Source organism: Chryseobacterium sp. HMWF035, assembly GCF_003094695.1.
Lineage (GTDB): Bacteria > Bacteroidota > Bacteroidia > Flavobacteriales > Weeksellaceae > Chryseobacterium > Chryseobacterium gambrini.
In genome coordinates this window covers 1-12,961 of the sequence record NZ_QEHP01000071.1, presented here as the reverse complement: position 1 = coordinate 12,961, position 12,961 = coordinate 1, and the positions used below count along the sequence as shown (strand labels likewise).

At 29.7% G+C, this 12,961-nt stretch carries 11 protein-coding genes; 7 read left to right on the top strand and 4 right to left on the bottom strand.

From position 1 onward, the window contains the following. The first annotated feature begins 22 nt into the window (after window positions 1-22). The 7 genes from DD829_RS23570 (at window position 23) to DD829_RS11395 (ending at window position 5,714) form a co-directional block, all read left to right on the top strand. Complete coding sequence (locus DD829_RS23570) at window positions 23-199, top strand: hypothetical protein (RefSeq protein ID WP_165814856.1); 177 nt, start codon at window positions 23-25, stop codon at window positions 197-199. Between the two features lie 62 nt (window positions 200-261). Further along, on the top strand, window positions 262-1,428 hold the full coding sequence (locus DD829_RS11420) for a hypothetical protein (RefSeq protein WP_116547762.1): 1,167 nt from the start codon (window positions 262-264) through the stop codon (window positions 1,426-1,428). 19 nt (window positions 1,429-1,447) lie between these two features. Next, complete coding sequence (locus DD829_RS11415; RefSeq protein ID WP_116547761.1) at window positions 1,448-1,807, top strand: HigA family addiction module antitoxin; 360 nt, start codon at window positions 1,448-1,450, stop codon at window positions 1,805-1,807. Further along, entirely contained in the window at window positions 1,801-1,980 is a 180-nt protein-coding gene (locus tag DD829_RS11410) for a hypothetical protein (protein WP_116547760.1), read from the top strand. Before DD829_RS11415 ends, DD829_RS11410 begins: the two co-directional genes overlap by 7 nt. A 165-nt stretch (window positions 1,981-2,145) precedes the next feature. Further along, the gene (locus DD829_RS11405; protein WP_123906848.1) at window positions 2,146-2,907 is read left to right on the top strand and encodes a T9SS type A sorting domain-containing protein; all 762 of its coding nucleotides are present in this window, start codon (window positions 2,146-2,148) and stop codon (window positions 2,905-2,907) included. Window positions 2,908-3,402: 495 nt separating this feature from the next. Then, the gene (locus DD829_RS11400; RefSeq protein WP_116547758.1) at window positions 3,403-4,734 is read left to right on the top strand and encodes a hypothetical protein; all 1,332 of its coding nucleotides are present in this window, start codon (window positions 3,403-3,405) and stop codon (window positions 4,732-4,734) included. A 35-nt stretch (window positions 4,735-4,769) separates the two neighbouring features. After that, entirely contained in the window at window positions 4,770-5,714 is a 945-nt protein-coding gene (locus DD829_RS11395; protein WP_116547757.1) for a hypothetical protein, read from the top strand. 16 nt (window positions 5,715-5,730) lie between these two features. On the opposite strand, the gene DD829_RS11390 is transcribed toward DD829_RS11395, so the two are convergent. The 4 genes from DD829_RS11390 to DD829_RS11375 form a co-directional block, all read right to left on the bottom strand. Beyond that, a complete protein-coding gene (locus DD829_RS11390; protein ID WP_116547756.1) occupies window positions 5,731-6,351 on the bottom strand; it encodes a hypothetical protein in 621 nt (206 codons plus the stop codon). Window position 6,352: 1 nt separating this feature from the next. Then, window positions 6,353-8,617 carry a ThiF family adenylyltransferase gene (locus tag DD829_RS11385; protein WP_108410893.1) on the bottom strand — a complete coding sequence of 755 codons (2,265 nt, stop codon included), beginning with the start codon at window positions 8,615-8,617 and terminating at the stop codon, window positions 6,353-6,355. Beyond that, complete coding sequence (locus tag DD829_RS11380) at window positions 8,598-9,758, bottom strand: cobyric acid synthase CobQ (protein WP_108410894.1); 1,161 nt, start codon at window positions 9,756-9,758, stop codon at window positions 8,598-8,600. Before DD829_RS11380 ends, DD829_RS11385 begins: the two co-directional genes overlap by 20 nt. 253 nt (window positions 9,759-10,011) lie before the next feature. Continuing rightward, window positions 10,012-12,747, bottom strand: coding sequence for a tetratricopeptide repeat protein (locus DD829_RS11375; protein ID WP_116547755.1), 2,736 nt, complete (start codon window positions 12,745-12,747; stop codon window positions 10,012-10,014). Window positions 12,748-12,961: the final 214 nt, after the last annotated feature.

Here is a 12,961-nt window from a genome sequence, read left to right as displayed (position 1 = left end):
ATTATAAAAAAACAAAAAAGTTATGAAAATACTACAGAACAAAATTTCAGTTTGGGGCATTGTAACACTATTAATAGTAATGATCTTTTTGATCTCAATTGCAATAACAAAAGATTCAGTTAAAACAACAGCAGAAAAGCCGAAAGTAGATTATAAAGAACTTGACAAGGCTTTATTTGGGACTACAGAAAATAATTGAAATCTTTTTTTACAAAAATTAAAAAATTTATTTAAAGAAATTATTTTATTAAAATTTTTAATATGGAAAATACATTCACAATGACCGAAAAACAAATCAATATTTGTAAAAATTCTCTTGAAGAGTTGAAGGTCTTACATCTTAAAAATCAACACTTTTATACTCCGGTTGATGTTTACTATAAGCCTTCAGGTGATCAATTTAAAAAGTGGGCTTTACTTAAATGTAATGAGCATGATAGTGAACCTTTTGAACAGGATATAAAAGATGCAGTGATATTGAGACGTTCTAAAAAATGTCCAGAGTGTCTTTCTATCATTCAAAGTGGGAACAACCGTATCCCTGTTTCAGAACTAAATGCTAGAATAAAAAGTTCTAAGAATTCTGTTATCCGGGACAAGCAAATTGTAATCAGATATGAAGATCATCTTCATAATGACAAAAACAGTATGGTTCTGGTGAAATGTAATTTATTTGGTCATCATAAAAAACCTTATCCGCAAACAGCTGTTTCAATAGGAAAAAATAATATTTGTCCGGAATGCGCTAAAACTAGGGAATACAAAAAGAAAGCTGGCGAAAATCTTGTTGAAAAAATAAATAATATTTTAATAGAAAAGAACAGCTCTTTTTCATTCTTTGGTTCTATAGATAGAAATGATAAAAGTATTATTTTCTATGAATTAATTTGTAAAAATTGTGGTTGTTCCGAATGGGAAAGGGAAAAGTACGTTTCATCAGTAAAGTGTAAAGTTTGTTATCCAAATGATACTATTGGTGAAAGTAGAGTCATAAAATATTTAAACTTTCTAAAATTGACTTTTAAAAAGCAAAAAAAATTCCCTGGAATGAAAAATGAAAAGGAACTAAAATGTGATTTTTTTATCCCAAAACTGAATTTAATAATTGAGTTTGACGGACATCAGCACTATTATCCGGTTGACTATTTTAAAGGGTTTAAAAGCTTTAAAAAAACTATAAAATGCGACTGGATTAAAAATAGATACGCTTTGAAAAATAGCATAAATATCTTGAGAATTCCTTTTTACGAATACGAGGATATTGAGAAATTGATAGATGATTCAATTGCTAAAATAATTAAAGGTCAAGAAACTTGTGTAAACGACAATAGCCTTTTAAGTGTTTATAAAGTAAATTATGTTTCGATAATTGTGACAAAACGAATAAAGTTTAAAAAGAGATTTGAAGCAAACAAAAAAATAAGTTAACGACATAAAATTTATCTATATGAAACCTCTAGTTCGTGTAATTAAGCACAATACGCACCCTGGAGAAATACTAAATGATTTAATTATTGAACCAAATAATCTAAATATTGAAGAGGCATCAAAGCTTTTAGGTATTACAAAAGCAACTCTTTCTGATATTATTAATGGTAAAGGATCAATTACTAACATTATAGCAACAAGTATTTCAAAAGCTTTTGGAGGTAGTTCAGCTTTTTGGGTACGTCTACAAGCTGTCTATAATTCAAGAAAGGGAAAAGAAACGGAAGAAAAGGAATCCTTAAAAGTATTGCCTGATGAAGAAGATGACCTTTTTGATGATTTTGAAAATGATTTTGATAAATCTGAATGGACATGGTAAAGCCAATTAAAACCGAAAAACAGTACGAAGAATATATTGAAAGAATATATGTACTGTTGCAAAAGGATATTAAAGCAAACTCAAAAGAATCAAATGAATTAGAAGTGCTTTCAATTTTAGTGAAAAAACACGAAGAAAAATACTATCCAATCGAAAAACCTAAATCTTTATAGTTATACGATAGTATAGATATGGGGTTTAATACTTGAAGCTGTAAAGCTACTTAATTCATTCACATTACTTAAACAGATATTATAAAAATTTTGGAAATATCCAGAGTGTGGATTTTTGTGTCTCCAAACAAACTCTTTAACATATTAATTAAAAAAGAAATTAAAATGAAAAACAAAATCAATTTACTAATTACCAGTGCATTAATACTTTGTTCTAATGTGCTTTACTGCAATTCAATCAATCAGGAAATTACTGATCAGAATTTCAAAATGTTTTTTTCTTGTGGATCAGAAAATTTTGAAAATATTCCTTCAAGTTCCAGTTCTTTTGAAACAAATAGCTGGGTAAATAATAATATTACATGGATGGCTTCTGATTCCCGAACCGATCAAACAATTAATAGTAAAGCAATTGTTATCAGAAATGGTAGTCTTACGAGTTCTATTATTACAGGAGGAATTAAAAGTCTTACTGTCACTACACAATTAAAATTTTCAGGAAATCCGGGAAACCTTATTCTGGAAATTAATAATATCCAGGTTGGAACAATACCTTTTAATTCAGGAATTGTGACAACAACAATTGATAATATAAATGTAGCAGGAAATATTACTGTTAAACTTGTAAATCCTAATACAGGACAGAGAGTTGCTATTGATGATCTTTCTTGGACTTGCTACACAGAAACATTATCAACAAATGAATTTAGTAAGACTAATGACTTCTTATTTTATCCAAATCCTGTTAAAAGCGGTGAAATCCTGCACTTCAAATCAAAAGTTGAAAGGATTTTGTTATACAATGCTGAAGGTAGAGTAGTGAGAAATTTACTTTTAAATAGTGATTTGTTACTTATAAATAATATTTCGAAAGGAACTTATTTTATTAAAGTAGAAAATAATTCATATAAGCTAATTATTGACTAATTTTTTTATTTCATTATCAATCGGTAACTTTGTGAAGTGACAAATTGTAGAATTATCCACTAATATTATTTATAAGAACTGTGGATTAGAAAATATCGCAGGTAAATCCTAAAGAAAGTGTGATGTCATATCATAAGTGTATTTTGAATACACCATTTTTAGGGACTGCTTTCATATAAAGCTCCTACTTCAGGAGCTTATTTATATTATTAAAATAAATTTTTCAGTCGTCACTTCCTCAGACTGTTCGTTTCTTTAAAACGCTTGTCATTCGTTGCTCCTTTGTTCAAAATTTCCCTTTGTATGTTAGTTTTTTATTAGAATTGGAACTTTGTAGTATTTATGATTACATTAAAGTTCCGCTTATTATAAAAATAAATAACAGAATTTTGCAATGATGAATATTTAATGTAATCTATTTAAAATTAGCACTTTGGTTATACAAGATTTAATAGAATTTTATAAATTTGATATTTAACCAGAAAACTATAGTGCATGTTTGGAATTGAACATAAAATAACTGATGGATCATTATACTTGTTAAGTGATATGATTGATGGGCTATCATTGAGTGCAATTGAAGAATTGAAAAGATTGCCAGATAGCGAAACTATTAAAAAATTAGAGCTGAAAGCAAAAATAGAATGGTATAAGGTTGAAACAGAAAAATTTCAAAAAGATATTAATGATCAACTAAAAGAAAAATTTCAATTTTCATCTGAAGATCTTTACGCAATGTATGGTCAGTACGACAAATATATTTCAATTGAGTTTCACAAATTTTCTGAAAGCGCAAAAAAATTCGGAAGAAATATATCAGGCATAATTAAATATTTAAAATCTGAAAGAGAGCAATTTGATAGCTTACTTACTCAAAATACTACTCAGAGAACTGATGGCTTGATAAAAATTGATTGCGATCAAGAAAAAGATTTAACAATACAACAAAAGACAGAATTAAAAGAATTAGGATTTAGGTCAAGTGATGTATATCAGATATTAACAACTAATCTACCAAAAGTAAAAAGCTATGACCAACCAGGAAGAAAAGAAATTCCTAATACAATTACAGTAAATTTTGATCCCACAGATTTTGATACTAATAGTGCTTTTTTCTGGTTATATGGCCAGAAAGTTAAACATGGTGAACAGCTAATCGATGATGAATGGGCGAGATTTTGTGCATTGTCAATATTTTTTGATCCTGAATCCCAAAATATTGATATTATAAAAGAACACAGTTTGAATCCAGATGGCTCATTAAAATCAATTGTCAGACTTTATGAATTAGAAGCTAAATTTAATTCAAAAATAATTAAACCCGAAGAACTATCAGAATTTAACGATCTTTTAAAATCTCGAAGAGAGCAAAGAATAGAAGCTATCAAATATGAAATTAAAAGATCAACGAATAAAAAATTAGAAGTTTTTGAAACGGAATATCCTGAAATATATAAAGAATTGATGAAGTCAACTGTACAGTTTCAGGATGAAAGCCTTGTATATTTTCATATGGAAAAACCAATATATTGGGATTATGAAGGTTTCTTACATATTTACTTGAGACATTGTGATGAACTTGCAATCGAAGGACATCACGAAACCAAAACTAAATTTCAATATACTCAAGAAGATATCAAAAGGATCTTGAAGATTGCTATTGATCGTCTTACTCCACAAATTAATGAAAGACTAAAAGAGGGCAAGGATTTTAGATTATATGGTGATAAAAGTTTATATTTTAATGGAAACCACTATTCTCTTCATATATTAGAAACAGGTAGAGTAGCAGCCTTTCATCCTTTGGAAAACCCAACTGAAAAATAGTAATAATAAGTTTATATAAAAAAATATTATATCATTTGGAAAATGTTATTTTTGATACCAATGCTTATCGATATCTTGTTCAAGATAAAAATTATAATGATTTAGATAACTATATTGAAAAAATTAAAAGTAAAGAGAGGCGATTGGGTATAGAAACTTTATTAAGCCCAATTGTTGCAAAAGAATTACTTGCGCATGTTGCTGATAAAAACGATCCAGCATTTGAAAAGTGCCTAAAAGCAATAAAGGCGATGTATTTACATTGTAGTCAGGATGAAGGTAAGACATATAGAATGTTAGCCGGACCGGAAATGCTAATTGCAAAATCCTTTTTTAATAAAATGCTTCCTAAGCAGGAACAATCTTATCAGGCTCTTGTACAAATTGCTTTTCATCTTGCAAAGGAACCTACGAATTATATATTCACAAAATTTCAAAAAAATCTTAATCTTATTAAGATGCATGTATTTGAATCTGAAAATGTTTTTGCAAATACTATGTTATCTTTTATTAAGCAAAATGATCCAGATAGTGTTGATTGGAATATCTTTAAGAACGATAAGAGTAAAAGAACAAAACTACTTAATAAAATTAGGTCTGAAGAAACTTCATTGGAGTTGGCAGGAGGTTATATTGCAATAGTCCATAAACTCTTACAACAAGAAAATATAATTACAACACCTTTAGATGTTAATACGTTAAGAGATATGTCAATAGAGTTTGTGAAATTTTTTCCGGCATATATAACTTTATATAAAAAGGTATTTGAAAATGTTATTAACAGTGATTTTAATATGTTTGAAGATAGTCGAAGCAATTTTCTTTGGGATATACAATTAATGTTGAATACTGGGATTAAAACTGTAAATGGTAACAAATTATATTTTGTTTCTTCTGATAAGGCGATCAGTGATGCTGTAAAAAATACAGACCAGTATTCTATATTAAGTTTCAAAGAATATTTACAATATATTAACTAAAGGTTAAAATTTTCAATTACAAAACAGTCGATTCAACTGCAAGAACATTTGTTACAAATCTTTTTCCTCTATTACGAGCATTAATCAAGTTTGCAAAATATTGCATGATTAGAAATAGGATGTAATAATATTTATATACATGCTGAATAAAAAAAAGTGCTAAAGCTCCCATACAAAACATTAGCAAAAAACTTAATGATGTCAGATCTCTTGCTAATAAGAAAGCTCGATGGCTATCTACTACTACTGCGTTAGTAGAATTTTTTCTGTAAATTTTATACCAAAGTTTGTTTTGTTCTGATGGTTTTTTTGGTAAGTTTCCAAATGTATTCTTTAGTTGTTTGGCATCAATTCTCGAATCTTTTTTACTTAATTCTGAAAATGCCATTGAACCAGGTAAAGGATCTTGTAGTTTCCAAAAAATTATAATTGCTTTTTGATGACTAGATAATAGCCCATTTAGTAAAAATAATATAATAGGAGCAATACTTGCTCCTATTGTTTTTGTCCATAATAAAACATCAAATTTTTCAAGAAACTTTGGAAAAATTAAAGTTAGAATAATTATAATGTTTGCTGCTAAAAACACCCACAATAATGTTGTGTTTTTACTTTTTAAATTAACTTCATTTTGCATGTTAAAAAATATATGGGTAAAAGCCATTTGGAGTAATTATCGATAGAAATACTGGTAATGGTGTTCTTAATGTTTCTAGCTCTATCTTGTGCTCCTCGACACGTTGCATATCGGTTGAACTAAGACAATCAGGACCTTCAGGATGTGAATGCCACTCTCCAATATATCCGATCTGACCACCTGTTTTTTTGTTAATTAGATCAATTTCATTTGATAAATCCTTAAATCCTCTAAGGAAAATTGAAGAATTTCCTTTGCTGTCAGACGGTGCTTCAAGTAAATCTGTTACATAAATAGTTTTTGTTTTATGATTGCATTGTCCTAAAAAAACACCTCCGGTTTCACTTTTTCCTGCTTTGTTTGCCTGCTTTTTAACATGATCAAGAATTTCATTTTTAAATCTAATCTCCCAATCACTATTCACAGCAGAATAAACGTCAAAGGGTTTAACGCTCATCTCTTCTGTCTCAATTTTGTACTGATTGTTATCTGTAATTCTATGAATGTAGATTTTTCCTTCTACAGTGTATGAAGTAATTTCTCTTTTTAATACTCCGGTAAAATAAGCTCCATGAGATGATGCTTTTTCATCTGATAATACTGTAGTCTCGGAGTTACATCCTATTCCAACTCTTACTAATAAATTATTGGAATTTTCGAATTGTTCTCTATTGAGCCATTCAGAAATTTCAGGTATATTATTAGCACTAGAGTATAGATAGACTTGAAGATCATCAATTCTTGGGTTTCTATTTGCTCCCTCTTTGTATAACAAACCTAAATTTCCATGATCTGTAATTGATGCACTTGCAATTTTACAGGATGAAGGACTTCGTAATACTGAAAGTTTATTAAAAAACGCTTCAGAAGCAGTGAAATCAAAAACCCAGTCATATGGCTTAAATGTCTCTTCTTTATATATCAATCCATTCTTAAATGATGTGACAGAAAATGTATCCACTGACTTACCAGGATATAATTCTACTATTTTCTGTTTTAAAGCTTCAGCTTTGTTTTCACCAATACTATCAGCAAAAAGTGCATGTCTTACAACATTGTGTGAAGAAAACTCATCAGGGTCTAATAACGTCAGGTTTGTAACTCCATTTCTAGCGAGGTGCATTACAATTTTCGATCCAAGAGCACCGCAGCCAAAGACAACACCTCTTTTTAGTGTGTTTGTGTAATTTGAAATCTTTTCAGCTTGAGCTGTTGACAAAGCTTGATTATGTGAAAGTATATTTATTGGAAAATTATCAGCAATTTTTCCATCAATAATTGGGCTCTTAGTGAGATCAAATTCAAAGTTTATCAATTCAAAAACACCGGAATAACCAATCAATGGTTTAGGACGTCTTATGCCTACGATTACTGGAAATGTAATTGTCTCACAATTTATGATCGATTTTTCTAAAACTTCATAATTAATTTTAAAGCTGTCACAAAACTGCTTAAAATCTTCCCAATTCCTTGGAAGATTAATTTCATACTTTTCATTTACATCACTATCGTCATTCCATATTATGAATGCTAAGCGTAATTCACGTTTAGTAAGATCATCTTTATTTTTTTTCTGATGTTCCTCAAACTCATTTGCTAATGAAACTAGGTTTGAAGCAGTTACTTTTTTAATGAACTTATATGTACGTCTTTCTTTATGATTAATTTGTTCAAATTGAGCAATAGAAGATTGAGGTGTTAGTGGGAAAGAATTGTTTTCAATAATAGAATCTACTATAAAATTGTAGTCGTACAATATTGTGCTGTAGTATCCCTCGAGTCTCATCGGTTCAAATTGATTGCCATCCTCGGTTAATTCACCAACCGCAGCTGCTCTGAACCAATTACTAATCCGAATAATTACGTCATTAATTCTTTTGTTTGAATACCACTCATCAGCGTTTTCCCGAACGTAACAAATTGCTGGTGGTCGATTGTTATTTGCGATATATAAATGAGCTAAACTATTTTTTGGAAAATCAAGTCTATCCGTATAAATACTGGGGCTTTTTTCGGGATAATCCATAATGTTGAAAACGATTAATATTGGCTCAATGTGTCTGATGTCAATATTTCCATAAGTGCCCAAACTTGGAAGATCAACATTAATTTCGAACGGAACTGCAATTCTTTGATTTCCCCATTCTAAAATATCAAGATTTCTTCCTGCTAAACGCTCCAGCGAAGCTAGAGAATCCTTTAAATAAGGATTCTCTATTTCTCCGGAATATTTTTGCAGGGTGCTGCTATATGTCATGACTTCCATATTTAGATGTAGTATTTACAATTCCTAATGCTGCAGTTCCAGCAGCTTTTGCTGTGCCTTCTCCTTGCTTAGGCTTAACTACTCCTAACGATGTTACTTCAAAAACGATAGGCTGAGGAACTTTATTAATAAGTTCGTATGTAGAAGTGTTTAAAAAATTAGAAGAGCCCACTTTTTTAACAAATTCACTTTTTGCTTCATAGTGAGGTGGATTATCGTCATCATCCAATATTTTTTTGCTGGATGCGATAACTTTTGCATTATTTCTTCTGTAATCCAACGCTTCTAAAGAAGTTTTTTTAGGCGTTGGATTTTCGTTTTGAGGACGATCATTAAAAAATGACCAAGAGCAATGGTGCGGTGAAAGAAATAAATCCCATTCCAAGGCCTTACTGTTATTATGTTTCTTGGTTTTGTCCAAGATGATATCCCATGATGTATGATCGGAGTCGCCTCCGAACATTGCTAATGTTGAAAAGTCTTTTTGATATTCATTGTTTTTGAATCTTGCCTGAAACACAATGCTTGTGGAATTCTTTTTGTCATCCCCTTCTGATTCCAAGTGTTCTTTAAAAGGTGCATGAATAAAAACAGAAAATAACTTCTGGTCTTTATCATTGAAGCGAGAAACAACGGTTCCGGGAGTAGATCTTAAGTGATTTAAGTCCTGATAGTCCTTATTTCCATCATAACCAATGATTCTGATTCTGTTACCGGGCTTATCTTTTTGTGGAGAGCCTTTTCTGTGAAGATCAAGTCTTCTTTCTGCCTCTTTTTGATAAGCATCTTCATCCGGGTTAGATTCCTTTTCTGCAATCATCGGCGAAAACCACATTGCATCCACACGGATTAAATTATTCTTTTTATCTTCATCCGAATAGTTTCTTGGGTCTCCCTGGTAAAAATGAGTTTTAAATCCTCTACAATGATCCTGATCTCCATGAGTTAATATAAAAACATCAACAAAGGGAATCCCATTGTCTTTTTGGAGATTTTTTAAAAGATCGTTCTTTACATCAAAGATGTCGTCTACACAGTTTCTGATATTACAATCTACAATAATAGTTGTTTTATCTTCAAGAGTGATTAATGAATTATCACCGTTTCCCACGGGATAATATTTTATTGTTGCGTTCTGCATAAAAATTGTTTTAAACTTGTTTATATTAATGATTAATTCCAAAAAGTTCTGCTAGAAATATTAGTAGTGGCAGAGTCCACTTCTTAAAGAAATTATTATAAATGTTGTTTAAACACAATTTTTATTATATTTGTGCGTTATAACATAACAAATCTAAAATTTCTCTAAGGTATCTTAACTCGGAGAGATTAACAAAAGTTCAAGGAGGGTGAGAATTTCTTGGACTTTTTATTTTCTAATATTCTATATCATTCTACTCTAAATTTTCTTTTAAAATTTTTAATTCTTCCTTTAATTCATATATTGTTTCTTTTAGTTCTTTTCCTGCTCTCAGATACTCATTTGGAAACTCATTTTTTAGTTCCTCCATCAAAAGGTAGTATATAGGTTTAAAAACAGTATTAAGATTTGAAATTTCTGTGAATAACTCAGTTAGTGATTTAGTGTTATTTGTTGCAATTAATAATAAAAAGTATTCTACCAAATCTGGAAATATTTTATTATAAAATCTTTCATTGTAATTATTATCATTGTTATCAATAAACTCAACAATTAATTTTTTAATTAGCTTTAATGAATATTCAGTTTTGTCGTTCCACAGAAGTATTTTTGCGTATAACAATTTAAATCCTAATGATCCTTCGTCTTCATTTACGTTATTTTCTTCTAAGAGTTTCAAAGCAAAGTCTTTTTTGTCCTTTCGAAACTGACTATAGATACTTTCCACCCAGCAGCCAACTGCACTAATTTCCCCTAATTCTATTGTCTTTTCAAACATTTCATCAGATTTAGCATATAGTTTTTGCTTGGAAAATAAGTGTCCTAGTTGGTGTGCGGATTCAGGATCTCCTTTGCTGACACCTTCCTCAAGAATATTTGTAGCTTTTTTAAGTTCATCTTTTTTAAGATACATTTTCGCTAGTTGAGAATAAGCGTCTTTATTATTTTCTGTTAGAGCTTCTTTAAGTTCTTTTTCAGCTTTTGTAAAATTTGGCCTAGGCTTTAAGTAGTAAAATCTACCTAAATTTATCTTACTGTTTTCTTCACCAGCATTAAGTGCAGCAATTAAAGTTTTTTCAACTTCTTTTGTTTTTCCAAGCGCAGTGTAAACTCTAGCTAATTTTGTATTTCCATTTCCTAATTTTAAAGATATGGCCTCAGAATAATATTTTATAGCTTCATCATAATTACCTTGATTAAAATAAATGTCACCCAATGAAATTAATGACAATTTAAATTTTAATTCCACGGCTTTCTTATGATAATTGATTGCTTCAAGATAGTTGTCATAAAATTCTACAGAGATATCACCCAAGCGATAAGCTGCATAACCATGCGGTTTTGGTAGTGCTAAACTTAGCTTATAGTATTCTTCGGCCTTCTTAATATTATTAAAATGGAATTCTTCAAGAGTACCTAGTGAAATTGCTATCTGAGAATTTTGATTATCCAACTCCCAAGCTTTTTCAGCAGCTTCCAAGGCTTCTTTAACCTTATGCTTCATTATATAAATTGAAGTTGCTATAATATAGTAATTGATATCTTTTATTTTGACTTCCTTTAACAACTCTTCAGCCTCATTGATTTTATTATTTTTGACTAAACTTTTAACTGTATCCAGTATTTTTTCCTCTATTTTTGTGTTTTTTAGAAGACGATCAGGTAAAATTGAATTTGTTGTTCTTATTAACTCTTCTTTTAAGGTTTCAGAAATGTTTTCACAGGATAAAAAAGTATTACCCATGTCAATTGCTGCGTTTACGTCATAATTACCACCTTTAAGGTTGTTAATATGATTTTTTACTCTTTTGGTTAATTCCGATTCATCGCACCAAGCGTCAAAAAACCTAACGAGCCATACTACATTATCTTTGTCATTTTTTCGACCAAATCTCATCAAATACCAAATATTCATAAATCTCTCTTTGATTCTGTAAAGATGATTTTTTGTATTTGTTGGTATTTTTTCAATAAACTGATTTTTTTCCAGATAAGATAAAATAGAGGAAATGTTTTTACTTTCTAATCTGGTTTTTTTTGCAATTTCTTTAACCGAAATTGCATCCCATTTTCTAGCTATAGCATCTACGACTTTCTGTTGTTGTGTTGATAATTGATCGAGCTCAGATTTATACAATAATGTAAGTGTGTCAATCAATAGATATAGATCTTTTATAGCTCTTCCATTTTCATTGTCCATGAAAATTTGGAATAAATATGAAATTGTTCTAGGAACACCTCCGGTCAAACGTCGCAAAGATTCAACTCTTCCCGGATGCTGCTCAATGATGTTGCGAATTTGTTGCTCTTCCCCGTATTGTTGACCAATTTTTATAAGTAGTTTTTCACAATCAGCCTTATTTAAACTGTCTAACTCAATAATTTTTAAAAATTTATATTCATCTTCTTGAAAATCTATATTTCCATCATTAAAAGTTGTTGATGTGCCAATGACTTTAAAATTCGAATCGGATTCTAAAATTCTGAATAGCTTTTTCCTTTCATTATCTGATATTTTCTTCAAGAAGAAATTAAAGTTCTCAATGAAAAGTATTGCTGTTTTATTTTTTTCGATTAGGAATTCTCTTAAAAAATCATATGATTTTTGCTCATAATCTTTTTGTTTATCGATGATATTAGCAATTGTATCAGATAAAGATTCTTCATAAAAATTATCTTCTATTGTTGTTGCAATAGTTTCCCATAAATTTGTTAAATCAGATAAACTATACTGTTCTTCACTGAACATTATTGGAATATATTTCTTGCGAAGCACGGCATCATCGATAATTTCATAGTTAAGTCTATGTATAAGCGTGGTTTTACCAGCACCTCTTTGACCAATAATAATGACATTACTACGTTCTGAGGTTTTAAGCAGGTTTTCCTTTAGCAATTCAAATTGATTGGTTCTTACAACAAACCCTTCAATTAGATTTACTTTGGATTTTATTCCTGTGTTGTTTCTTAATAATAGATCTTGATTCATATGACGATTTATTTCTCGTCAAAGATATGACATTTTTTTTATCGTCAAAAATTTTAGCGATTTTTTTATCGTTATGTTTAAGTTTTTAGATTTTATATTGTTTTTCTTTGGCTGATAATAGTTGTTAAATAAAATATGAGTTTTTGACTCTATGTTTGTCGTGTTCAAAAAATTGATTACAGTATATAATATAAAGATTATGTGGAGGGGGTGG

Bases quoted from the DNA above. Each gene is read 5' to 3' on its own strand.
- DD829_RS11390 (WP_116547756.1), bottom strand. From the start codon at position 6,351: ATGCAAAATGAAGTTAATTTAAAAAGTAAAAACACAACATTATTGTGG.
- DD829_RS11420 (WP_116547762.1), top strand. From the start codon at position 262: ATGGAAAATACATTCACAATGACCGAAAAACAAATCAATATTTGTAAA.
- DD829_RS11375 (WP_116547755.1), bottom strand. From the start codon at position 12,747: ATGAATCAAGATCTATTATTAAGAAACAACACAGGAATAAAATCCAAA.
- DD829_RS23570 (WP_165814856.1), top strand. From the start codon at position 23: ATGAAAATACTACAGAACAAAATTTCAGTTTGGGGCATTGTAACACTA.
- DD829_RS11405 (WP_123906848.1), top strand. From the start codon at position 2,146: ATGAAAAACAAAATCAATTTACTAATTACCAGTGCATTAATACTTTGT.
- DD829_RS11380 (WP_108410894.1), bottom strand. From the start codon at position 9,758: ATGCAGAACGCAACAATAAAATATTATCCCGTGGGAAACGGTGATAAT.
- DD829_RS11400 (WP_116547758.1), top strand. From the start codon at position 3,403: ATGTTTGGAATTGAACATAAAATAACTGATGGATCATTATACTTGTTA.
- DD829_RS11410 (WP_116547760.1), top strand. From the start codon at position 1,801: ATGGTAAAGCCAATTAAAACCGAAAAACAGTACGAAGAATATATTGAA.
- DD829_RS11385 (WP_108410893.1), bottom strand. From the start codon at position 8,617: ATGGAAGTCATGACATATAGCAGCACCCTGCAAAAATATTCCGGAGAA.
- DD829_RS11415 (WP_116547761.1), top strand. From the start codon at position 1,448: ATGAAACCTCTAGTTCGTGTAATTAAGCACAATACGCACCCTGGAGAA.